Here is a 23,420-nt window from a genome sequence, read left to right as displayed (position 1 = left end):
TCCTCCGGCCTGTGCTTCTTCTGGGGCATTCCTGCATCCTCCAAATGGCTCGAAAGCCATACCTCAGGGAGGACCACTTTTCAGGGGGCAGGCCAACCGTCTTTCTCTGCCCGTGGATCCGCTTAGAGCTAAAGCCCCAGCTCGTTTTACCTGGGGCTGTTCGCTCGTGATGCAACCACCGCATGCGTTACCCGAGACATCAGGATGAAAGCCCGCCGAAATGCAGCGCCTTGCTTTCTAGGAATTCCTCGATACCTTCCTGCGCGCCCTCACGGCCGAGGCCCGACGCCTTGACCCCGCCGAAGGGTGCCACCTCGTTGCTGAGGATACCCGTGTTCAGGCCCACCATCCCAAATTCCAGCCCCTCGCCGAAGCGGAAGGCGCGGGCCATGTCGCGGGTGTAGAAGTAGGCCGCGAGGCCGAAGGGCGTGCCGTTGGCAAGGGCCAGCGCCTCGTACTCGGTCTCGAAGCGGAAGATCGGCGCGACGGGGCCGAAGGTCTCTTCAGAGGCCAACCGCATCTCGGGGGTAGCGCCGGTTAGGACCACCGGGTCGGCATAGTGATCCGCGAGGCCGCGCGGCTGCGTCGCCCGCCGTGCGCCGTTGGCCAGCGCGTCCGCGACATGGGCCTCGATCTTCTCGATGGCCGCCGGGTTGATCATCGGGCCGATCTCGACCCCCGGATCGGTCCCCGGGCCCACGACCAGCGCGTCGACCCGAGCGGCAAGCGCGGCGACGAAGGCGTCATGGATGCCCGACTGGACCATGATCCGGTTGGCGCAGACGCAGGTCTGCCCGCCGTTGCGGAACTTCGACTGCATCGCCCCTTCGACCGCCGCATCCAGGTCGGCATCGTCGAAGACGATGAAGGGCGCGTTCCCGCCCAGCTCGAGGCTCATGCGCTTCAGGGTTGGCGCGCATTGCGCGGCCAGATAGGCGCCGACGCGCGTCGAGCCGGTGAACGAGAGCTTGCGCACCACCGGGCTTGCGGTCAGCTCGGCGCCGATAGCCTCGGGTTTGCCGGTCAGCACGTTCAGGACGCCCGCCGGAATGCCCGCACGCTCGGCCAGGACGGCGAGGGCGAGTGCCGAGAAGGGCGTGAAGTCGGAGGGCTTGATGACCATCGTGCAGCCCGCCGCAAGGCCCGGCGCGACCTTGCGGGTGATCATGGCGATGGGGAAGTTCCAGGGCGTGATGATCGCGCAGACGCCGACCGGCTCTTTCGTGACCAGGATCTTCTTGCCCTTCTGCGGCGAGGGGATGATCTTGCCGTTGATCCGGCGCGCCTCTTCGGCGAACCAGCGCACGAAGCTGGCGCCATAGCCGACCTCGGCCCGCGCCTCGGACAGGGGCTTGCCCTGCTCGGCCGTAAGGATCTGCGCCAGATCCTCGGCATTGTCATGGATCAGGTGATACCAGCGCATCAGGATGTCGGCGCGTTCGGCATGGGTGCGGGCGGCCCAGTCCTTCATCGCGCGCTCGGCGGCGGCGATGGCGTCTCGCGTCTCGGCGGCGCTGCATTCGGGCAGATGGCCAAGCGCCGTGCCGGTGGCGGGATCGGTGATCTCAAGCTCGGGGCGCTCGATCCAGCGCCCGTCGATCAGGGCGGCGGTGCGGAGCAGGTCAGGGTCCTGCAGCTTCATGCGGTCGTCTCCAGTTCGGCGCGGATGCGCGCGGTGATCGTATCGGTCGAGTCCTGTCCGGGCACGGTGCCGGTGCCCTGCGCGGTGGCAGCCTCGATGGCGGCGATGATGGCGCGTCCGGCCTCGGCCTCGCCCAGGTGGTCCAGCATCATGGCGGCGGACCAGATCGCGGCGATCGGATTGGCAATGTTGCGGCCGGCGATGTCGGGGGCCGAGCCGTGGACCGGCTCGAACATGGAGGGCCCGCTGCCGTCGGGGCAGATATTGGCCGAGGCCGCAAACCCGAGGCCCCCCTGGATCGCGGCGCCGAGATCGGTCAGGATGTCGCCGAAGAGGTTCGAGGCCACGACCACGTCGAGGCTCTCGGGCGCCATGACCATCCGCGCGGTCATCGCGTCGATATGCATGTGCGCCACGGTCACATCGGGATAGTCGGCCGCCACCTCGCGCGTCACCTCGTCCCAGAACACCATCGAGAATTTCTGAGCGTTCGATTTCGTGACCGAGGTCACATGCCGCCGCCGCAGCCGCGCCTGATCGAAGGCGAAGCGCAGGATGCGCTCGACGCCCTCGCGGGTAAATATGGCGGTCTCGACAGCCACCTCGTTGCCGCGGCCCTGATGGACGCGGCCACCAGCGCCGGAATATTCGCCCTCGGTGTTCTCGCGGATGCAGAGGATGTCGAAGGCATCGGCGCGCAGCGGCCCCTCGACCCCGGGCAGCAGGCGGTGCGGACGGATGTTGGCATATTGGTTGAAAGCCTTGCGGATCGGCAGCAAGAGCCCGTGCAGCGACACGCTGTCGGGCACCGTATCCGGCCAGCCGACGGCGCCCAGATAGATCGCGTCGAAGCCGCGCAGGGTCTCGATCCCGTCCGCCGGCATCATCGCGCCGGTGGCGAGGTAATGCCCACAGGACCAGTCGAACCGCTGCGGCGCCAGCGCGAAGCCGTGGCGCGCGGCGGCGGCCGTCAGAATCTGCATTGCGGCATCGGTCACATCGACGCCGATTCCGTCCCCCGGGATCACGGCAAGCTTGTAGGTCTTCATCGTCTTCTCCGTCTCGGCCGTCAGAACTCGGCCACTTCGCCCCATTGGCTGCGCCCGAAGCGCGCCAGCCGGTACTGCCTGATTTCGGTGATCGGCGCACGGCCTAGCACGATATCAGCAACCAGATGGCCGACGCCCGGCCCGATGCCGAAGCCGTGCCCCGAAAGGCCCGCCGCCAGCACGAGGCCGGGAATGCCCACATCGCCGTCGATCACCGGCACGCCGTCGGGGGTGCTGTCGATATAGCCGGCCCACGCCGCCTCGACCTCGACATCGCGCAGCGCCGGCACCAGATCTCGGGCGCGGCGCAGGGTCAGCTCGATCAGCCGCGACGAGGGGCGGGGATCGAGGGTACGCATCCGCTCCATCGGGGTGGGCACATCCAGGGACCAGCGGCGCCGCGTTTCGAAGCCAGCGCGCCAGGCCTGCGCGCCGCCGGGACGCAGGACACGCCAGCGGCGGGCGAACATCGGCAGGAAGTGCCGCATCCCCCGCATGGCCCCCGGCGTCGGGTCAAGGTTCGCCAGCCCCGAGACGGCCAGCGTATGGCCCCCGCTGGCGCGCCGCGTCACCGTGACGGGCGCGGTATGAAGCGCGGGGGGCAGATCAACCGTCCCCCCCCGGACCGACAGGATCGAGCTGCGGACGGCCGCCTGCGGAAAGGCAATGCCCTGCTGGTACATGAAGCTGGACGCCCAGGCCCCGCCCGCGACAACCACAGCGCGGGTGCGGATGGTTCCGTTCTCGGTCACCACACCGGCGACGCGCCCGGCCTCCAGCTCAAGCCCGCGGGCCGCACAGTTCTGCACCACATGGCCGCCATGCTTGATCACGCCCTTGGCGATCAGCGGCGCCGCGCGTACCGGGTCGGCGGTGCCGTCCGTGGGCGACCAGACCCCGCCCAGCCACGAGCGGCCCGTCGGCGCGCCCCGCCGGCTGGCCTCGTCGCCGTCAAGCATCCTTGTGTCGATCCCCTCACCGCGGGCAAAGCGGCCCCATTTGGCCCAGCCCTCGATTTCCTCGGCGCTGTTCGACAGATACAGCAGCCCGCAGCGCGAAAAGCCCAAGCTGTCGCCCAGATCGGCGCCCATCTCCTCCCACAGGGACAGGGTGCGGGTGGACAGGGGCAGCTCGCGGGCGTCGCGGTTCTGCTGGCGGCACCAGCCCCAGTTGCGGCTGGACTGCTCGGCCCCGACGGCGCCCTTTTCCACCAGCACCACCTTTTGCCCCGCCCGTGCCAGCCAGTAGGCGGCCGAGACGCCGACGATCCCGCCCCCGATCACGACGCAATCGGCGTCGGACGGCAGGATATCGGGTGTCGAGATGGCAAGACATGGCGCAGACATGAGGCACTCCGTTCAGGCTCTGCCGACCTTACCGCCGCGCGCGCAGCTTCATCTGTCGCAAAGTGTCCCAAAACGGCATTTCCTGTTGAAACCCGGTGGTAAATGAAGTGCTGTGATCCCGCCATCCTGCGGCGGCATGTCACGCCCTGCCGCGGTAGAGGAGCCAAGATGACGCCTGCCTACAAACTCGACCGGATCGACATCAAGATCCTCGCTGTCCTGCAGCGCAACGGCCGGATCACCAATGTCGAGCTGGCCGACGAGGTCAGCCTGTCACCCTCGCCCTGCCTGATGCGGGTGAAGAAGCTGCAGCAGGCCGGCTACATCACCGGCTATTCCGCGCAGATCGACTTGGCGAGGCTGGGTCCGACCCTGACCATCTTCACCGAGTTCACGCTGAAGAACCACCGCCAGATCGATTTCGCCCGCTTTCAGGAGGCGCTCGGGAACATCGACAGCTGCGTCGAATGCCATCTGGTGTCGGGCGGCTACGATTACCTCGTGAAATTCGTAACGGCGGGAATCGACGACTACCAGTTGATCGTCGAGGGGTTGATCGACCGCGAACTTGGCATCGACAAGTATTTCAGCTTCGTCGTGCTGAAGACGCCGTTCATCAAGCAGCATATCCCCCTGTCGCGGCTGTTCGACGAGCGAGCCTGAGCCTCAGTAGCCCAAGGCCCGATCGACCTGCCCCGGCAGCGGCGCGCCCTCCTGCAGCGCGCGCATGACCGCGATGGCATGCGCCGCGCCCTCGGCCGCATCGGTCTGGGCGGCGACATGGGGGGTGATCACGATGCGCGGGTCGCGCCACATCCAGTGATCCTGCGGCAGAGGCTCGGGATCGGTCACGTCGAGGATCGCGCCCGAAAGTTGCCCGGCATCCAGCGCATCCCGCAGCGCCTCGGGGTCCAGATGTGGGCCGCGCCCGGCATGGACCAGCCCCGCCCCGCGCGGCAGGGCCGCGAAGGTCCGCCGGCCGAGAATGCCGCGCGTCTCTTCGGTCAGCGGCAGCAGGCAGATCAGCAGATCGGTGCGGGCGAGAAATTCGTCAAGCCGGTCCGCCGGAAAGATCGGCACCGCCCGCTTGCGCCCGCTGCGCGACATGCCCGCCACCTCGAAGCCAAGCGCCGTCAGGCTGCTGGCAACAAGCCCGCCGATCCGGCCCATCCCCATGATGCCCACCCGCCGGTCCGAGGCCAGCCGCACCGGCTGGCTCTGCCACAGGCCCCGGCTTGCCTGCTGCAGATAGGTCGGCATGTCGCGATGCAGCATCAGCGTGGCCATCAGGGTCCAGTCCCGCACCATCGCCTCGATCCCCGGCGCCAAGGTGCGCACCAGCGCGACGCCTTCCGGCAGGGGCGGGAAATGATCGACGCCCGCGCCGACGGACAGGACCACGCGCAGGTTGGGATAGCGCGTCAGATCGGCGGGCGGGATCCAGCACGCGATCGCCGTCACCTCGGCCGGGTCGGTCACCGCAGCCTCGCCCGCGATCATGGGGATGCCGGCCTTGTCGAACATCGCCTGCCAGACCGGCAGACGAGCGGCGGTCGAGACGAACAGCAGCGCCATCAGTTCAGCACCGCGCGGATCTCGGGGTCGTCCAGCGTCAGGTCCAGCACCTTGCGCGTCCGCTCGACGATCTGGTCGATCTCGCCTTCCGTGCAGCACAGCGGCGGGGCGTAGCCGAAGACGCCTTGCGGGAAGGCGCGGACGATCAACCCATTGTCCCAGGCCCGGTCGAACAGACGGGTTGCAGCGCCAAGTTCGGCCGGAAGCGGGATCTTGGCGTCCTTGTCGGTGACCAGCTCAACGGCAGCCAACATCCCACGGCCCCGGACGTCCCCGACAAGCGGGTGGTCCGACAGGCCCTGCAGGCCCGCCTGAAGCCGCGCGCCCATCGCGCGCCCGTTCTCCAGAAGGCCGCCCTCATAGAGCGACAGCACCTCCAGCGCGACGGCGGCCGAGACGGGATGGGCGGAATAGGTGAAGCCGTGCCCGACCGCCTTGGCGCCGGCGAAATCCGCGATGGTCTGGTAGACGTGATCCGACATCAACACCGCCCCCATCGGCGCATAGCCCGAGGTCAGGCCCTTCGCCACCGTCATCAGGTCGGGCACGATCCCCTCATCCTCGCAGGCGAACAGCGGGCCGGTGCGTCCGAAGCCGGTGATGACCTCGTCCGCGACGAAGAGGATGCCGAACTCGGCGCAGACCGCGCGCATGGCGGCGATCCAGCCCGGCGGCGGCACCAGCACCCCGCCCGAACCCTGGATCGGCTCGACATAGAAAGCCGCGACGCGGTTCTCGCCGATCTCGGCCACCTTCGCGCGCAGTTCCGCGACCGAGCTTGCGATCACCGACGCGGGGTCCGACCCGTTCGGATTGCGGTAAAGGTCGTGCGAGGCGATCTTGTGCTGGCTGTGATGGGGGGCACCGAAGCCGTCATGGAACAGCGGCAGCGCCGTCAGCCCGGCGCCCATGCTGCTGGACCCGTGATAGCCCGAGGCGACCGATATGAACTGGTCGCGCCCCGGCATCCCGCGCGCATGCCAGTAATAGCGGATGAAGCGGATCGTGCTGTCCACCGCGTCCGAGCCGCCGAGCGTGAAGTAGACATGATCCAGATCGCCCGGCGCGCGTTCGGCCAGGGCGGCGGCCAGGCGGATGGGCGCCTCGGTCCCCAGATCGAAATAGCCGGTCGCATAGGGCAGCTGGCGCATCTGCGCGGCAGCGGCCTCGACGATGCTCTCCTGACCGTAGCCGGCGTTCACGCACCACAGGCCCGCGAAGCCGTCGATCAGCTGCCGCCCTTCGGAATCGGTGACCGTCGCGCCCTCGGCCGAGGTCAACAGGCGCACGCCGCGCGCCTCGTGCCCGCGGAAGGACGAGACGGGATGGACAAGGTGCCGGCGGTCAAGCTCGACCAGCGAATTGGCGGCGGGGGTACGGGTCAGCATGAGAAACTCCTGCGCTCAGCCAAGGGCTTGAGAGATAAGGGCGTGGGTCTGGAAGGGGGACGGATCGCGGGGCCGCGCGGCGCGGACCATGGCGGTGCCCCCGCCCGCCCGCCGCAGGCCAAGCGTTTCGGCGAAGGGGGCAAGGCCATGAGCTTCGGGCAGGTCCATCCGCAGGAAGCTGCCCGCCATCCGGTTGGCGCCCGCCGCCATCAGCGCCCGCGCCGCGGCCGGATCGCGCGCGACCACGGGGCCAAGGACATGGCCCCGGCCGAAGGCGCGCAGCAGGGCAAAGCCGCCATCGGTGACAAGGGTCGTGCCCTGCGCCGCGATGCGGCCCAGCAGCGCGGCCCGGTCCATGCCGCTGGCCTGGAAGTCCATCTGCGCCATAAGGCCCGGATCGCCGGGGCTGGCCGTGAAGGGCTGCTCGGGCGTGGCAGGGGCGGCCACGCCCTGAAGCTGGACGATCTGGCCGGTCTCGACGAAGCCCAGCTTGCGATAGAGCGGCTTGCCCTCTTCGGTCGCGACAAGGCGCATCTCGCGCGCGCCGCCCAGGGCGATGATGCCCTCCATCAGACGCTTGCCGACGCCGCGCCCGCGCAGGGCCGCGTCGACGATGATCATGTTCAGCGTGGCGACCGGCCCGTGCAGCGAACAAAGGGCCGTGCCCATCACGCGCCCCTCCGCGACCGCCACGACCCCTTTCGAGGCGGTCAGGTTCAGCGCCCAGTCCTCGGCCCGGTGCGGCCATCCGACCGCCTGTGACAGGGCCAGCGCGTCGGGCAGATGGACCTCCTCGAAGGGGACCAGGTCGATGGCGACGGGATCGGGTGTGTGAAAGTGGGTCATCGCGGCAATCTCTGTGATGTTTCCCTGATGATAGACAAATGGCAGCGGCATCTTCGGCTCGATCCGGGCGGAGCATCGCAGCTTAGCGTCCCGCCGGCGGGTAGATGCCGCAGAATCTGCCGTCATGCGCAGGCGCGGGTCCCCAAGCGCCCGATCATGGCGCAGGTCTCGGCCAGCTCGCCGCGGGTCAGGTATTCCTCGGGCTTGTGCGCGCGGCCGATATCGCCGGGGCCGCAGATGACGGCGGGAATGCCCGCCTGCTGGTAGAGCCCCGCCTCGGTCCCGAAGCTGACCGCGCCCAGAGGCGCCCGACCTGCAAGATCCTGCGCCAGCGCTGCAAGGGGATGGTCCGGATCCAGCGCCAGCGCAGGGTAATGCGACAGCTCATGCAGCTCGATCCCGGCGGCGCGTGCCACTGCCCGAACCGGCTCCAGCAGGGACAGCGGGTCCACCCCGGCAATGGCACGGGTCTCGATCTCGGCGCACGCCGTGTCCGGGATGATGTTGAGCGCTTGCCCGCCCGCAACCGTGCCGACCTGCAGGCTGGAGAAGGGCGGTGCGAAGCGGGCATCCTGCGGGCCGGTTTCCAGCGCGCTGGCCTGTGCGACCGCCGCCGCCAGCGCCGGGACAAGGGCGTGGATGGCGTTGGCGCCAAGATCGGGGCGCGAGGAATGGCCAGGGACGCCCCGCGCGGTCAGCCGGATCGCCGCCTTGCCCTTGTGCGCCAGCACCGGGGTCAGGTTCGACGGCTCGCCGATGATCGCACCAAGGGGCCGCGCGCAGAGATCCGGCAGCGCCGCCAGCAGATGCGGCACGCCCCGGCAGCCGGCCTCTTCATCATAGGACAGGGCCAGGTGGATCGGCGCGCCGAGATCCATGGCGGCAAGTTCGGGGACCATCGCCAGCATCGCCGCCACGAACCCCTTCATGTCGCAGGCCCCCCGCCCGATCAGCCGCTCACCATCAGGGCGCAGGGTAAAGGGGTCGCCCTGCCATCCCGGCTCGGTCGCCGGCACGACGTCCAGATGCCCCGACAAGACGTAGCCCGGCCGGTCGGCGGGGCCGATCGTCGCGAAAAGGTTCGCCCGGTCGCCCTCGGGTCCCTGCAGCACATGGGCGCGCACGCCATGCCCCGCCAGCCAGTTCTGCACGAAGCCGATGATCGGCGCGTTGGGGCGTCCGACGACGCTGTCAAAGCCGACAAGCCGGGCCAGTAATGTCTCCGCGGTCTGGGTCTGGCTGTCCATGATGCGGCCTCCTTCTGCGATCTCGCCGAAGATGCCGCAGCCGGCGCCGCCCCGGCAGCTGAGTTCACGCGCCAACCGGCAGGGCGTGCCGCCGGCGGCGCAACAAACGCAATATCCTGCCTTGGTCCGGGCGAACGCAGCGAGTCTCGTCGCGAAAACCCTTCGATGATGGGCCATCACCTTGAACCGGAGACGACCATGACCTTCCGCCCCAAATTCGTCAGCTTCGACTGCCACGGCACCATGATCTATTTCGACATGGCCGGGGCCGCGCGCGATCACTATGCCGACCAGCTGTCCCCCGAGGGGATGGAGGCGTTCATCGAGAACTTCTCGGCCTATCGCCTGGACGAGGTGCTGCATGACTTCAAGCCCTATGCCGAGGTCGTCCACAACGCCCTGCAGCGCACCTGCAAGCGCAACAACATCGCCTTCGATCCCGCGGTGGCCGAGGACATCTATAACCGCGTGCCGACCTGGGGGCCGAACCCGGACGTGCCCGCTGGCCTCGCCCGCGTGGCAAAGGAGTTCCCGCTGGTCGCGCTGACCAATTCGATGAACGCGCAGATCCCCCACAACATCGCGAAACTGGGCGCGCCCATCGCGCATGTACTGACGGCCGAAAGCGCGGGCGCCTACAAGCCCCATATGCGGGCCTTCGAATACATGTTCGACACGCTGAACTGCGGCCCCGAGGATTTCCTGCACGTCTCGTCCTCCTTCCGCTATGACCTGATGACGGCGCATGACCTGGGCATCACCAACAAGGTCTGGGTCAATCGCGGGCACGAGCCGGCCAACCCCTATTACGGCTATACCGAGATCGCCGACATCTCGGGCCTGCCGGGCGTGCTGGGTCTTTGACATGAAGACGCTGCCTTACTGGCACGACACCGCCCCCGTCTTCGCCGGCGCCGAGACGGGGCCGGTGCAAGACCGCTTCGACGTGGCGGTGATCGGCGCGGGCTTCACCGGCCTCAATGCCGCGCGCAAGCTGGCGCGGGCGGGGGTCAAGGTCGCCGTCCTCGAGGCGGGCCATGTCGGCGCCGGCGGCTCGGGCCGCAATGGCGGGCATCTGAACAACGGCATCGCCCATGGCTACGCAGATGCGGTGGCCCATCTGGGCGCCGAGCGGGCGCGGGCGCTGTATCACGCCTATGACCGGTCCATCGACATGATCGCCGAGGTGATCGAGGAAGAGGGCATCGCCTGCGACTTCCGCCGGTCGGGCAAGCTGAAGCTGGCCTCCAAGCCCAGCCACGTCGCGGGCCTGCGCGCGGGTCAGGAACTTCTGGCCCGCGAGGTGGACCCCGACACCCGCTGGCTGTCCAAGGGCGAGCTGACGGACGAGATCGGATCGGACGCGTTCCACGGCGCGGTGCTGTACGAGAAATCGGCGATGATGCATATGGGCCGCTACCTGCACGGACTGGTCGAGGCATCGGTGCGTCACGGCGCCCGCATCTGGGAACATGCACCCGTCACCGGGCGCAGCCGGTCGGGCACGGGATGGACGCTGACGACACCGCGCGGGCAGATCCAGGCCGAGCGGGTGATCGCCGCAACCGGCGCCTATACTGCGGAGGTGCCGGGCGCCCCCCTGGGCTATTTCCGCAGGCGGATGATCCCGATGGCCTCGTTCATCATCGCCACGCGGCCGCTGAGTTCGGCCGAGATCGCCGCGACGATGCCCGGCAACCGGACCTGCGTCACCTCGCGCATCATCGGCAACTACTTCCGCCTGTCGCCGGATGGCCGGCTGATCTTCGGCGGGCGGGCGCGGTTCTCGGCCGTCTCGGACCAGCGCTCGGACGCGAAGTCGGGCCGCATCCTGCGCGCGGCAATGGCCGGCATCTTCCCGCATCTGGCCGGGGCCCAGATCGACTATTGCTGGGGCGGGCTGGTCGGCATGACCCGCGACCGCTTCCCGCGCGCGGGACAGGCGGACGGGATGATCTATGGCATGGGCTATTCGGGGCACGGCGCGCAGCTGTCGACGCTGCTGGGGCAGGTGCTGGCCGATCAGGCAATGGGTCGGAACGACACCAACCCGCTGGAGGGGATGGACTGGCCCGCGGTCCCGGCGCTGAACGGCAAGCCGTGGTTCCTGCCTCTCGCAGGGCTGTGGTTCCGGCTGAAGGACCGGCTGGCCTGACGCCGCCCGGCCAGTCGATCCGGACAAGCGTTTACCGCGAATGTCCTAGCCGAGCGAATGCGCGGCCAGTGCAAAGGTCACTATTCCCGCCTCGGCCCGCCGCTGCGGGCCGATCCGCATTTCGGTCACGGTGTCGAACTGAACCATGCCCGCGGCGGTCAGGAAGGCCCGCAGATCCGTCCCCTGGCAGGGCGTGTCCATGCGCACGAACAAGCCGCGCATCCCGCCCAGGGCGCGTGCGGTCAGCGCGATGGCCAGCCGTTCGTCCTCGGCCACCAGCGGGCCGAGGACCTGTCCCTTGCCGAATGCACGCACCAGCGCAAAGCCGCAGGGCCGGCCGGCGCGATATGCGATCAGCCCCCGCCCCGCCTCCATCAGCGCGGCAAGGATCGGCGAACGGTCGGCGCCGAACGCGTGGGCGTCCATCGTCGCGATGGCAGTGTGGTCTTCTGGCGTGATCTCGCGGATCTCGATGCCGGCAAGCGGCTCTGTCGCCGGCACATCGCCGACCATCCCCTGATGCTGCCAGACCTTGCCGACATCAATGAACCCTTCCTCGCGATAGAGCCTGTAGCCCGAGCGCGTCGCATTCAGGCGCAAATCGCGGCCGGCGCAGTCGCGCAGGATCGTTCGCAGCAGGAACCGCCCGCCGCCCCGCGCCTGCAGGCGCGGCGGCGTGACCATCATGCCCAGAAGCGCGAAATCCTCGCCCATCGGGAAATGCATGGCCGAGCCCACCGGGCGGCCGATCTCGTCCAGGGCCACGTACCCCCTGCCCTGCCGGATCAGGAAATCGAGGTCGCTGTGACGATGCGGCCAGAGCACGCTGACCGTCAGCTCGTGCAGGAACGGCCGCGACTGTGCGGTGATCGGCGCCACCTGCACCTCGAAGCTGTCGAGCTGCAGCACCGGCTCGGCGTCAGTGCCGTTTCGGCTTTCAGGATGTCCCGCACCTTCGCTCATCTGCGCCTCCTGTCGATGCGTTTCTCCGGCGGCAGGTTCGCCCAAATCCGCCGCCGGCGCGAGAGTTTATCCATGCAAACGCCCATTATGTCCGCCGCCCTTCGACCAAGGCCAGGGCGCGCCCAAGGCTGTGCAGGAACTGATCGACATGCTCGGGGCCGACGATCAGCGGCGGGCGGACCTTCAGCGTGTCCTCGTTCGCGCCGGTCGTGCTGATCAGCACCCGATCCTCGCGCATGGCATTGACCAGATCCAGCGCGAGCGCGCGCCGCGCCGGGGCGGGCATATCGTCCCGGCCGATGTCGATGCCGAAGAACAGCCCCGCATGGCGCACGGCCCGCAGGCTGGCATGACTGCCCTGCAGCGTCTCCAGCCCCGCGCGCAGCCGCGCGCCCATCGCCCTGGCATTGCCGGGGATGTCGTCGCGCTGAAGGACCCGCAGAACCGCATCGGCCGTGGCGATGCCGACCGCATTGCCGGCAAAGGTGTTGGAATAGCGCGCCGTCGCGCCGAACCCGGCCATGGGGTCCGCGCGGCCGACGACGGCGCCGATGGGAAAGCCGTTGCCCATCGGCTTGCCCAGGGTGGCAAGGTCCGGCACGATGCCGTGGCGCATGAAGCCCCACATGTGATCGCCCGTGCGTCCGAAGCCCGGCTGCACCTCGTCCGAGATCACCAGCCCGCCCGCCGCCCGCACGGCCGCCGCGCCGCCCGCGATGAAGCCCGGCGGGTCCAGCCAGACCCCGTCGCTGGAAAAGATGCTGTCGAAAAGCAGCGCCGCCACCCCGAAGCCCCGGCGCTGCAGGTCCGCGATGGCGGCGCGGACCTGATCCTCGAAATGGCGGGCCGCGCCTTCATCGGGGATGCCGGCCGGGCCGGGCAGCGTGACCATCCGGGTCGCCGGGTCCAGCCGCACCGCCGCGCCCAGATTGGGCGAGACGCCCGCGCAGGCCGCCGAGGTGCCGTGATAGGCGTGCGAGGACACGATCACCCCCTGCGCCCCGCTGACATGGCGCGCGATGCGCAGGGCCAGGTCGTTCGACTCGCTGCCGGTGCAGGTAAAGACCACGCGGTCCATTTCAGCCGGGAAGGTGGCGACCAGCCGCTCGGCGTAATCCACCAGCCCCGGCTCCAGATAGCGGGTGTTGCCGCTGATGCGGCCGGCCTGGGCGGCCATGGCCGCATTCACCTCGGGGTGGCAATGGCCGAGCGACGGGACATTGTTGTAGAAGTCCAGATAGGCGCGGCCCTCGGGGTCATAAAGCCACATCCCTTCGGCCCGCTCGAAATGGACGGGATTGCGGTATTGCAGCCGGTAAGAGGCGCCGAGGACCGCATCGCGGCGGGCGATCAGGTCGGCATCGCGGGGGGAAAGTTCAGCTTCGCCGGGGCGAAAGCGGTTCGGCATCAGATCGGTGGTCATCCTGTCAGCCTGTCGCAAAGGGTGTCGTCATGGGCCGCACGGACCGCCGCCTCGGCCGCCGCCGGCGTCAGCGGGGCAAGGATCTGAAGCCCCCGCACCGCGCGGGCGACGTTCTTGGTGATATAGGCAGCCTCGGCGGGGAATAGCCGCGCGCGCCAGTGGTTGATCAGGATCATCGCGGCCTGTCGCGCGCGGATCAGGCCAACCAGCAGCTGGCATTCCGGGCCTGTCAGGGGCTGGACCCTCGCATAGCCTGCGATCAGATGCTCGGCCCCGCCGAGCGGCAGCGCGGGATCCGAAACGAAGTGGCTGGAGGCGATGGCAAGGTCCTGCAAGCGCGGGCTGTAGCCGCCATCGCCGAAGTCGATGAAGCCGATACCATGCGGCGTCTGCAGCATGTTGTGCGGGCTGGGATCATTATGCGTAATCTGCCATGGCACCTGCGCCAGCAGCGGCAAGGTGCGGTGCAGGTGATCCTCCATCGCCGTATGGACAAGCGGGCGGACCGGGCCATCCGGCAGGTCTTCCGCGAACTGCATCAGCCGGGGCCAGCAGGCGATGTTCCACAGGACGGGCCGCTGCGCGCCGGGGGCCGAGACTTCCGCCAGCGCGCGGGACAGCGCCCCGACGGCCGCCCCGATCTGCCGGCCGCGCGCCGCCGAGGGCGCCAGCTGGTGCAGCGCCTCGCCCGTCAGCCGCGTCTGCAGGTAACCCCGCACGCCGCCATCCTCGAACATCAGATCGCCCTCAAGGGTCGGCAGCACGGCCGGGACATGTATGCCGGGGGCGCCATGAAGCGCGGCGAGGGTCGTGGACTGGAAGGCGAAGCTGTCCGCCGCCCCATCCCAGCTCGAGGTTTTCAGTATCAGCTGCCGCTCGTCCGGCAGCGCGACATCCGCCGTCCGCTCGATTTCCGAGGCAAGCAGCGTGATCTGCCCCTCCAGCCCGTAATGCCGGGCCAGAAGCTTTGCCAATTGCGCAGAATCGACCGCATCGGGCGTGGCAGCCATGATGCCCGCTGCGCGGTCGAACCAGGCGCCCGCCGCGTCGGTCATGTCACGGAACCCGAGGCGCCGAAGACGCGGGCCAGATCGGGAAGGCCCCAGTTGCCGCCGGTCAGGATCGCGCAGACCTTCTCGTCGGGGCGGACGCTGACCGCGCCGCTCAGCAGGGCGCCGATGCCGATCGAGGCGGCGGGCTCGGCAATCAGCTTGGCATCGCTGGCCAGCGCCTTCATGCCGGCAACGATGTCCTCTTCGCCGACCAGCACGATCTCGTCGACATGCCGCTCGATGATGGGCCAGGGATTGCGGCCCGGCACGCTGATCTTCAGCCCGTCCGCGATCGTCTGGTGCAGCGGCAGGGACACGCGCTGCCCGTCCGTGCGGCTGCGGTGGTATTTCGGCGTCAGCGCAGGCTCGCAGGCCACGACGCGGACATCGGGCCGCAGCGCCTTGATCGCCGTCGCCACGCCCGAGATCAGCCCGCCGCCGCCAAGCGGGACCAGCACCGTCTCGACATCGGGCAGATCCTCCAGGATCTCGCAGCCGATGGTGCCCTGCCCTGCCATCACGCGCGGGTCCTCGAAGCCGTGGATGACCTCGTAGCCCTTCTCGGCGGCGATGCGGTAGACCTCGCGCCAGCGCGAGGCGTTGTCGCCGTCGAACAGGATCACCTCGGCCCCGAGGGCCCGGGTGTTGGCGATCTTCAGCTCGGGCGTGCCGACCGGCAGGATCAGGACGACCTTGGTGCCCAGCATCCGCGCGGCATAGGACAGGCCCTGCGCGTGATTGCCCGACGAGGACGAGATGAAGCCCCGCGCGATCTGCTCCGGGTTCAGCTGCAGCGCCGTGTTCAGCGCGCCGCGCAGCTTGAAGGCGCCGGTGATCTGCAACGTCTCGGGCTTGAGATAGACTTGGCATCCCGCCGCAGGCTCGATCTTGTCCGCGCGCAGGATCGGGGTGCGGCGGATATGGGGCGCGATGCGCGCCCGCGCGTCCAGAATATCCTGAAGCGTCGGCGCTTCCGTCAGGTCCTGTTGCATGTCAGCCGTCCTGTCCGAAGAAATTGAACGAAGTCCCGATTCCCTGCGCCCGGGCACGCGTGAGGATCGCGGCAGCGGTGGTCGTGTCCTGAATGGCCATGCCGGTGCTGTCGAAGATGGTGATCTGCGTGTCATTCTGGCGGCCGGGCTTCCGGCCCAGCAGAACCTCGCCCAGTTCGGTCTGTAGGCCGTCGGCCGTGCCGGCACGCAGGGCGTGCTGCAATTCGCCCTTGGCGGCGCATTGGGCCTGGCTGTCCACCACGATGCGCGCATCCCTGAAAAGATCGGGGTCCAGTTCCTGCTTGTCGGCCTGATCGGCGCCGATGGCGATGATGTGCGTGCCGGGACGCACCCAGTCCGCCCGGACCACGACACCGGTCGCCCGCGTGGTGGTGACCAAGATGTCGGCGGCGGCCGCCACCTCTTCAGGACTGCCGGTCACCACGGTCAAGCCGAACTCGCCCTGCATGTCGGCGCAGAAGGCATCCAGCCCCGCAGGGCTGCGGCTGGCGGCGTGGACGGTCTCGATGGTCATGACCTCGCGCAGGGCGCGGATCTGCATCCGCGCCTGCGTGCCCGTGCCGATGACCCCAACCCGGTGTGCATCCCGCCGCGCCAGCGCGCGGGCCGAAACCGCCCCGGCTGCGCCGGTCCGGAAGCCCGTCAGCAGGCTGCCATCCATGACGCAAGCCAGCGCCCCGCTTCGGGCGTCGAACAGCAGGACCGTGCCCATCCCGTTCGGCATCCCGAACCGCGCGGGATTGTCCCGGAACCCGCCCGAGGACGCCTTGAGCGAGACCATTTCGCCCGCGCGGTCCAGCGCGGCCTTGAAATCGATTTCGGCGCCCTTTGGCGCAAGGTGCAGGCCCATATAGTCCGGCTGTTCGACCTGATCCGAGTTGAAGGCGCGGAAGGCCGCCTCCACCGCGTCGATCACGTCGGGCATCCGCAGCAGGGCGCGCACCTGCGCCTTGGTCAGAAGCAGCGTTTCCATGACCGCCCCCTAGCGCTTTGCCCGCGACAGCGCGATGCGGTCCTGGATCGCATAGCCCTTGATGATCGCGGGGATGAACCACGGCTTGCCGTTGAAGAACGGCACCGCGGCAGGTGGGCGCATGTCGAAGGCGCTTGGCTCATCGACACGCTCGCCCAGCAGGCGCTGCGCCGCGCGCCGCCCCAGCCACGGCGCCCAGACCACGCCCGAGCCGCAGAAGCCGCTGGCGTAAAGAACGCCGTGCTTTTCGAACATCCGGGGCAGCATGTCGCGGTTCATCGCCACATTGCCGAACCAGCTATGGGTGAAGCCGACATCGCACAGCTCGGGGAAAAGCTCTGTAAGGCCATCGCGCAGACGCAGGATCGGCTCGACCGGATCGCCTGCGAAACTGCTGTCGCGCCCCCCCAGCAGGATCGAGGCCCCGTCCGGCGTCGGGCGATAGTAAAAGCCCAGCTTCCGGTTCTCGCTCATCATCATGCGGCGCGGCATCAGGCGGTCCATCAGCTCGGCCGGCAGGGGGTCGGTCACGATGATCCGGCTGCGGACCGGCACAAGGCGGCGGCGCAGGAAGGGGACGGCCCCGTCGGTATAGCCGTTGGTGCACACAAGGACCTGCCGCGCGGCGATCTTGCCGGCGCTGGTCGTCACCTCGAACCCGGCACCTTCGCGGGCAATGGCTGTCACCGGCGTATGGGAATGCACCGTCACCCCGGCCGCCAACGTGACGCGCAGCAGACCGGCATGGAACTTGGCCGGGTGCAGCCCGCCGATATCCATGCGCGCGACCCCGCCGCGATAGAAATCCGTGCCGATATAGCCGCGCTGCTCGGCATGGGGGACGGCATAGGTGTCGATCCCAAGCCGCTTGGCCAGCGTGTCGGCGGCGCGGGCCATCACATCGTACTGGTCATGGCCCAAGGCACCGCGAAACGCGCCGGTCAGGCGGAAATCACAGTCGATCCCCTCGTCCTTGAGGAAACCATAGAGGAATTCGCGCGCGCGCTTTCCCTCGGCCTCGATGGCCAATGCGGTCCTTTCACCGAATTTGCGGGTCAGCGTGGCAAAGCCCGGCCGGATGCTGCCCGAAGTGATGCCGCCATTGCGCGAGGATGCCCCCTCGCCGGGGTTCATCGCATCGAAGATTGCGACCGAGCGGCCGGCCCGCGCCAGCGTCAACCCGGCCGACAGCCCGGCATAGCCGGCGCCGAGAACGACGACATCGACCTGCTTCTGCAGCGCCTGCTCGGGCAGCGGGCGGACGGGCGCGGCCTCCCACCAGTAGGGGGTCGATTTCTTGGCGATGCGCGACGGCTCGGTCATGGCTCGGTCCTTCACAAGGTATCTTTGCGCACGTCGAGCGCGTCACGCAGCCCGTCGCCAATGAAATTGAAGCTGGTCACCGCGATGGTGATCGCGACCCCCGGAATGATGGCCAGCCATGGCGCGGTGCCAAGATATTGCTGCGCACCGTTCAGCATGTTGCCCCAGCTGGGCAAGGGCGGCTGGATGCCGAAGCCGAGGAAGCTGACATAGGCCTCCAGCAGGATGGCGCGGGCGACGGTCAGGGTGGCGGCGACGATGATCGGGCCCATGGCGTTCGGCAGGATCTCGCGGAACATGATATGCGCGCGGCCAAGGCCCAGCATCCGGCCGGCCATGACGAATTCGCGTTCCTTGAGGGACCGGACCTCGGCCTCGACGATGCGTGCGACCTCCATCCAGCCGGTCAGGGCGATGATGATGGTGATCATCACCGGGGTCGGTTGCAGCGCAACCGCCAGCGCCAGCAGCAGGAAGATCGTCGGGAAGGACAGGAACCCGTCTACCGTCCGCATCAGGACCGAATTGACCCAGCCTCCGCTGTAGCCCGCGATGACGCCGACCACCGTGCCCAGCAGCGTCGCCAGCAGCATCGCGAAAAAGCCGACCATCAGCGAGATGCGCCCCGCCATCAGCAGACGCGCGGCGATGTCACGGCCCAGGGGGTCGGTGCCCAGGTAGTGCTGCCCGCTGAGCGGGGGCGCGAAGCGTGCCCGCAGGTCGACATAAAGCGAATCGTAGGGCAGCAGCGACGGGCCGAAGATGCAGGCCAGCGTCAGCAGGGTGATCATCGCCAGCCCCAGCAGCGCCAGCCAGTTGCCGGTGAAGCGACGCACGACGCGGCTCTGCCACCAGCGCGCTTGGGGAGGAAGGGATACCGTCATGTCGGTCATGGTGCAGCCTTTCGTCTCCCGGCGCTCAGGCCAGGCGGATGCGGGGATCGACCAATGCCACGGCGACATCGGCAATGAAGTTGGCGACGATCGTCAGGATGGCCGAGAACATCAGCAGCCCCATCACCACCGGATAGTCGCTGTAGCTGAGGCTATCGAGGAACAGCCGTCCCATGCCGGGCCAGCTGAATACGGTTTCGGTCACCAGCGCGCCGGTCAGCAGCGAGGGGACCTGCACCCCGGCCAGGCTGATCATCGGCAGAAGCGCGTTGCCCACGACGTGCTTCATGACGACGCGCCGTTCGGGCACGCCCTTGGCGCGGGCGGTCTTGACGAATTCCTGGCTGATCGCGTCCAGCGTGGCCGAGCGCATGAACCGGCTCCAGATTGCGATATGGACCAGGGCAAGAACGACCGAGGGCATGATCAGGTGGTGCAGCACGTTCAGGACCGAGCCGTCGCCGATCGTGTACATGTTGCCCGAGGGCAGCCAGCCGAGCCGCAGCGAGAAGACGTAGATGCCGATCAGGCCGAACCAGAAGGTCGGGATCGACAGCGCGATCATCGCGCCCACCGTCGCCACATAGTCCGAGGCCGAGTTGCGATGCGTCGCGCCCCGGATGCCGATCCAGGTGCCGACCGCGACCGCGATGACCGTCGACGACCCCATCAGCAGCAGCGTCGCAGGGACATGGCGCGCGATCACCGTCGTGACCGGGTTGCCGTCGCGATAGGACGTGCCCCAGTCCCCCTGCACCATGCGCGAGGCCCATTCCAGGTACTGGACGTAAAGCGGCCGGTCGAGGCCCATCTGCGCGGCGATGCGCAGCCGGTCGGCCTCGGTCATGCCGGGATCGAGGGCGTACTGCGCCAGCGGGCCGCCAGGGATCAGGTTCAGGACCGTGAAGCCGATGATCGACACGATCACCAGCAGCACGATGCTTTGCAAAAGGCGTCTGAGCAGGAAAGCAGCCATGTTCCCCTCCTTGCGGGACTAGCGGGCTGCCCGCGCGATCGCGCGGGCAGCAGCGGTCGTCAGCTCCAGTACCAGCTGGCGGCGTTCCACGTCTCGCTGCGGGTGTTGGTATTCGGCACGAAGCCGTCCAGCCCCGCCTTGCGGCCATAGACCTGCGTGTAGGAGAACAGCGGCAGGAACGGCAGGTCGCTGCGCACGATCTCTTGCACCTCGCGGTAGATGGCCATCCGCGCTTCGGGATCGAAGGTACGCGCACCCTCGTCCAGCAGCGCGTCCACCTCGGGGTTGGAATACTGTCCCGTGTTCGAGCCGTTCCCGCCCTGCGCGGCGATGGCATCGGTGTGCAGCCGGTTCGTGACGTCCGGATCGGCCGCGATCAGGTAGGTGATGCCCACCATGGCGCTGTCGAATTGCGACAGGACCCAGAAATCGCCCCACATGACTGCCGCCGGCATGTTCTCGATGTTCATCCGCACGCCGATCTCGGCGAAGGTCTGCTGGACGAACTGCTGCGTCTGCTCGCGCAGATGCGCGCCCGTCGTGGTCGAGTTGTTGAACTCCAGCCGCACGCCGTCCTTTTCGCGGATGCCGTCCGAGCCGGTGACCCAGCCCGCCTGGTCCAGAATCTCGCGGGCCCGGTCCAGGTTGAACTCCTGCGCGGGCAGGCTGTCATGGTAGTAGGCGGACTGGCGCGGCATGAAGGTCTCGGTCGCCTCGGGCAGACCGTAGTAAAGCACGTCGATGATGGCCGAGCGGTCAAGCGCGTAATAGAGCGCCTGGCGCACCGCCGGATCCTGGAACTGCGGCCGCTCGAGGTTCAGGTAGATCGACTCGACCGAGGGGGCCGGGACCAGATCGACCTGGCGGTCCGGCAGGGCCTTCGCGGCCTCGTAATTGTCCTGGGTGATGTAGGACCGGCCCACCACGTCGATGGCCCCGCTCTGGAACTGCGTGAACAGCACCGTCATGTCGGGGATGTAGCGGAAGATTAGCTCTTCGATATAGGGTCCTTCGCCGTGATAGTCGGGGTTGGCGACCAGGGTCAGGGCATCGCCCGCGGTGCGCTGACCCCATTTGAAGGCGCCGGTGCCGATCGGCTCGCGGTTGAAGGGCGCCTCGTTCGGGTCCTCGGCCGCGGCGAGAATATGCTCGGGGACGATGAAGGTTTCGGTCAGGAAGGACAGGTAGGGCGCGAAGGGCTCTTCCATCCGCCAGGTGATCTCGGTCGGGGACACGACCTCGATGTCGCGCACCAGATCATGGCCGGTCGTCCGCCAGGCCCGGAAATCGGGATTGACGATCAGCTCGAGCGTGAACTTGACGTCGTCGGCCGTGAATGCCTCGCCGTCGTGCCAGGTGACATCGTCGCGCAGCTTGACGCTCCAGCTCAGCCCGTCCTCGGAAATGCCGCCATTTTCAAGCGTCGGCACCTCGGCCGCAAGGTTCGGGACGAACTCGCCATTCTCGTTGATGCGGAAGAGCGCATCGAAGATCGAGAAATGCACGTTGTCGTCCACCTCGATCTTGGGCATCAGCGGGTTGAAGACCGTCGGCTCTTGCGACAGGCCGACGATAACGCGACCGGTCGGGGCATCGGGCGGGGTCTGCGCAAAAGCGGGCTTACCCAGAAGGTTGGGCGTCAGCAGCGCGGCGGCGCCTGCCCCCATCAGCGACAATGCGCTCCGCCGCGAAAGGCCGGTCTTCAGGTCCTTGGTCATCGTTTCGGCTCCCGTGTTGATAAGTGTTTGTTGTTGTCAGTTCAGCGCCATCGCGGGCGCGGCGCGCTGGAAATCCTCGCCCGGAATGGCGGCCACCAGCTCGCGCGTGTAGTCCGAGCGGGGGGTCTGGAAGATCTGCGAGGGCGGCCCGTGCTCCACGATGCGGCCCTTGTGCATGACCGCGATCTCGTCGCAGATCTGGCTGGCGACGCGCAGGTCATGGGTGATGAAGACCATCGACACGCCCGTCTCGCGCTGGATGCGTTCCAGAAGTTCCAGGATCTGCGCCTGGATCGACACGTCCAGCGCCGACACCGCCTCGTCCGCGACCAGAAGGCGCGGGCGGAACATCAGCGCGCGGGCTATGCCGATGCGCTGGCGCTGCCCGCCCGAGAATTCGTGCGGATAGCGCCCGAACGCCCCGGTATCCAGACCGACAAGCTTCAGCAGATCACGGGCCTGCGCGCGTGCCTCGGCAGCCTTCATCCCGTGGGCCATCGGCCCGACGGTCAGGATACCGCCGATCGTCATCCGGGGGTTGAGCGAGGCGAAGGGGTCCTGAAAGATCATCTGGATCTTGGGGCGGAAGCTGCGGAATTCGGCCTCGGGCAGGGCGGCGATGTCCTTGCCGTCGAACAGGATCTGGCCGCTGTCCACATCCATCAGCCGCACCAGAAGCCGGCCGAGCGAGGATTTGCCCGACCCGCTCTCGCCCACGATTCCAAGCGTGCTGCCACGCGCCAGCTGAAACGACACATCCTGCACCGCCGGCACCACCCGGCGCGTGCGCAGAAGCGCGCTGCCGCTGGCATAGGTCTTCACGAGGTTCCTGACCTCAAGCAGGGGCGCCTCGGCGCTGCCGGCAGGCGCGGGGCGATCCTCGCTGCGCAGATGCGGCACGGCGGCGATCAGGCGCTGCGTGTACTCGTGGCGCGGCGACCGCAGGACCTGATCTGCCGGGCCGGTTTCGACGACATGGCCCTTTTCCATCACGACGACGCTGTCGGCGATCTCGGCGACGACGCCGAAATCATGGGTGATGAACATCACGCTCATGCCCTTGCGGCGCTGGATGTCGCGGATCAGCTTCAGGATCTGGGCCTGGGTCGTCACGTCCAGCGCGGTCGTCGGCTCATCCGCGATCAGGATCGTCGGCTCAAGCGCCAGGGCCATCGCGATCATCACCCGCTGGCGCTGACCGCCGGACAGGCGGAACGGATACTGGTGATACATCAGTTTCGGATCGGGCAACCCGACCTCGGCCAGCAGCTCCAGCGTGCGGGTCCGGCGCGTCTCGGCCGTGCCCATCCCGTGAGAGGCCATCGCCTCATCGACCTGCGCGCCGACCGTCATCAGCGGGTTCAGCGCCGAGAGCGGGTCCTGGAAGATCATCGACACGATCCGGCCGCGCAGATCGCGCAGTTCTTCAGCGCCCATGCCGATGACCTCGCGCCCCTCCAGCGTGATCGAGCCGGCAGTGGTCTTCATCACCTTGGGCAGAAGGCCCAGCAGCGTGTTCGCGGTGACCGACTTGCCGGACCCGGATTCGCCCACCACGCACAGGATCTGGCCGCGATGCAGATCGAAGGACACGTCCTCGACGGCGTAGCGACGCTCCATGCTTTTGGGCAGCGCGATGGTCAGGCCGCGGACGGACAGCGCGATTTCGGGCGCAGCTTCGGGGGCGGTTGCGGGGGTGATGACGGGTTGGGCCATCATCGGGTCCGCTCCGGCGGGGTCCCTGCGGGCCGAGGCTGGACGTGTGTGATCTCGTTCATTGGGGTGACACTCCGCTGAAGAGGACTGGGCCGCGCTGTGGGGCTGCCCGCCTCTCATGC

The 23,420-nt window shown here is 68.2% G+C and carries 20 protein-coding genes; 3 read left to right on the top strand and 17 right to left on the bottom strand.

The window, feature by feature from the left end; all coding sequences use genetic code 11:
- Positions 1 to 199: 199 nt before the first annotated feature.
- The 3 genes from BLP73_RS18015 to BLP73_RS18005 are packed head-to-tail and all read right to left on the bottom strand — an operon-like array spanning position 200 to position 4,037.
- A complete protein-coding gene (locus tag BLP73_RS18015) occupies positions 200 to 1,642 on the bottom strand; it encodes an NAD-dependent succinate-semialdehyde dehydrogenase (RefSeq protein ID WP_090748128.1) in 1,443 nt (480 codons plus the stop codon).
- Positions 1,639 to 2,691: a tartrate dehydrogenase gene (locus tag BLP73_RS18010; RefSeq protein ID WP_090748125.1), complete on the bottom strand. Its 1,053-nt coding sequence runs from the start codon at positions 2,689 to 2,691 to the stop codon at positions 1,639 to 1,641. The genes BLP73_RS18015 and BLP73_RS18010 overlap by 4 nt, the downstream gene beginning before the upstream one ends.
- A 20-nt stretch (positions 2,692 to 2,711) precedes the next feature.
- Positions 2,712 to 4,037: an NAD(P)/FAD-dependent oxidoreductase gene (locus BLP73_RS18005; protein WP_090748122.1), complete on the bottom strand. Its 1,326-nt coding sequence runs from the start codon at positions 4,035 to 4,037 to the stop codon at positions 2,712 to 2,714.
- Between the two features lie 168 nt (positions 4,038 to 4,205).
- Between BLP73_RS18005 and BLP73_RS18000 the strand changes: the two genes are divergently transcribed.
- Positions 4,206 to 4,700 carry an Lrp/AsnC family transcriptional regulator gene (locus BLP73_RS18000; RefSeq protein WP_090748119.1) on the top strand — a complete coding sequence of 165 codons (495 nt, stop codon included), beginning with the start codon at positions 4,206 to 4,208 and terminating at the stop codon, positions 4,698 to 4,700.
- Positions 4,701 to 4,703: 3 nt separating this feature from the next.
- Here the strand turns inward: BLP73_RS18000 and BLP73_RS17995 are convergent, their stop codons facing one another.
- The 4 genes from BLP73_RS17995 to argE all read right to left on the bottom strand — a co-directional run bounded on the left by BLP73_RS17995 (position 4,704) and on the right by argE (position 9,093).
- Positions 4,704 to 5,612 carry a 2-hydroxyacid dehydrogenase gene (locus tag BLP73_RS17995; protein ID WP_090748116.1) on the bottom strand — a complete coding sequence of 303 codons (909 nt, stop codon included), beginning with the start codon at positions 5,610 to 5,612 and terminating at the stop codon, positions 4,704 to 4,706.
- On the bottom strand, positions 5,612 to 7,000 hold the full coding sequence (locus BLP73_RS17990) for an aminotransferase class III-fold pyridoxal phosphate-dependent enzyme (protein ID WP_090748113.1): 1,389 nt from the start codon (positions 6,998 to 7,000) through the stop codon (positions 5,612 to 5,614). Before BLP73_RS17990 ends, BLP73_RS17995 begins: the two co-directional genes overlap by 1 nt.
- 15 nt (positions 7,001 to 7,015) lie before the next feature.
- Positions 7,016 to 7,846: a GNAT family N-acetyltransferase gene (locus BLP73_RS17985; RefSeq protein ID WP_090748149.1), complete on the bottom strand. Its 831-nt coding sequence runs from the start codon at positions 7,844 to 7,846 to the stop codon at positions 7,016 to 7,018.
- A 122-nt stretch (positions 7,847 to 7,968) separates the two neighbouring features.
- Positions 7,969 to 9,093, bottom strand: a complete 1,125-nt coding sequence (gene argE, locus BLP73_RS17980; RefSeq protein ID WP_090748110.1) for an acetylornithine deacetylase — start codon at positions 9,091 to 9,093, stop codon at positions 7,969 to 7,971.
- A 198-nt stretch (positions 9,094 to 9,291) separates the two neighbouring features.
- Here argE and BLP73_RS17975 point away from each other — a divergent pair, with 198 nt between their 5' ends.
- The gene (locus BLP73_RS17975; RefSeq protein ID WP_090748107.1) at positions 9,292 to 9,957 is read left to right on the top strand and encodes a haloacid dehalogenase type II; all 666 of its coding nucleotides are present in this window, start codon (positions 9,292 to 9,294) and stop codon (positions 9,955 to 9,957) included.
- A gap of 1 nt (position 9,958) precedes the next feature.
- Positions 9,959 to 11,248, top strand: coding sequence for an NAD(P)/FAD-dependent oxidoreductase (locus tag BLP73_RS17970; protein WP_090748104.1), 1,290 nt, complete (start codon positions 9,959 to 9,961; stop codon positions 11,246 to 11,248).
- Positions 11,249 to 11,293: 45 nt separating this feature from the next.
- Here BLP73_RS17970 and BLP73_RS17965 read toward each other — a convergent pair whose 3' ends face one another.
- The 10 genes from BLP73_RS17965 to BLP73_RS17920 all read right to left on the bottom strand — a co-directional run bounded on the left by BLP73_RS17965 (position 11,294) and on the right by BLP73_RS17920 (position 23,301).
- Entirely contained in the window at positions 11,294 to 12,211 is a 918-nt protein-coding gene (locus BLP73_RS17965) for a GNAT family N-acetyltransferase (protein WP_090748101.1), read from the bottom strand.
- Positions 12,212 to 12,296: 85 nt separating this feature from the next.
- Positions 12,297 to 13,634 (bottom strand): aspartate aminotransferase family protein, encoded by a 1,338-nt coding sequence (locus BLP73_RS17960; RefSeq protein WP_090748098.1) that lies wholly within the window; start codon positions 13,632 to 13,634, stop codon positions 12,297 to 12,299.
- Entirely contained in the window at positions 13,631 to 14,689 is a 1,059-nt protein-coding gene (locus BLP73_RS17955) for a phosphotransferase enzyme family protein (RefSeq protein WP_217630731.1), read from the bottom strand. The genes BLP73_RS17960 and BLP73_RS17955 overlap by 4 nt, the downstream gene beginning before the upstream one ends.
- Positions 14,686 to 15,678: a threonine ammonia-lyase gene (locus BLP73_RS17950; protein WP_217630730.1), complete on the bottom strand. Its 993-nt coding sequence runs from the start codon at positions 15,676 to 15,678 to the stop codon at positions 14,686 to 14,688. Before BLP73_RS17950 ends, BLP73_RS17955 begins: the two co-directional genes overlap by 4 nt.
- A gap of 1 nt (position 15,679) precedes the next feature.
- On the bottom strand, positions 15,680 to 16,672 hold the full coding sequence (locus BLP73_RS17945) for an ornithine cyclodeaminase family protein (protein ID WP_090748095.1): 993 nt from the start codon (positions 16,670 to 16,672) through the stop codon (positions 15,680 to 15,682).
- Between the two features lie 9 nt (positions 16,673 to 16,681).
- On the bottom strand, positions 16,682 to 17,995 hold the full coding sequence (locus tag BLP73_RS17940) for an NAD(P)/FAD-dependent oxidoreductase (RefSeq protein ID WP_090748093.1): 1,314 nt from the start codon (positions 17,993 to 17,995) through the stop codon (positions 16,682 to 16,684).
- Positions 17,996 to 18,006: 11 nt separating this feature from the next.
- A complete protein-coding gene (locus BLP73_RS17935; protein WP_175453427.1) occupies positions 18,007 to 18,888 on the bottom strand; it encodes an ABC transporter permease in 882 nt (293 codons plus the stop codon).
- 25 nt (positions 18,889 to 18,913) lie between these two features.
- Complete coding sequence (locus BLP73_RS17930) at positions 18,914 to 19,864, bottom strand: ABC transporter permease (protein WP_090748090.1); 951 nt, start codon at positions 19,862 to 19,864, stop codon at positions 18,914 to 18,916.
- A 59-nt stretch (positions 19,865 to 19,923) separates the two neighbouring features.
- Complete coding sequence (locus BLP73_RS17925) at positions 19,924 to 21,582, bottom strand: peptide ABC transporter substrate-binding protein (protein ID WP_090748087.1); 1,659 nt, start codon at positions 21,580 to 21,582, stop codon at positions 19,924 to 19,926.
- Positions 21,583 to 21,618: 36 nt separating this feature from the next.
- Positions 21,619 to 23,301, bottom strand: coding sequence for an ABC transporter ATP-binding protein (locus BLP73_RS17920; RefSeq protein ID WP_217630729.1), 1,683 nt, complete (start codon positions 23,299 to 23,301; stop codon positions 21,619 to 21,621).
- Positions 23,302 to 23,420: the final 119 nt, after the last annotated feature.

It is taken from the genome of Paracoccus tibetensis, assembly GCF_900102505.1.
Lineage (GTDB): Bacteria > Pseudomonadota > Alphaproteobacteria > Rhodobacterales > Rhodobacteraceae > Paracoccus > Paracoccus tibetensis.
The sequence above is the reverse complement of the archived record's forward strand: the minus strand, read 5'-3'. Positions and strand labels throughout refer to the sequence as shown.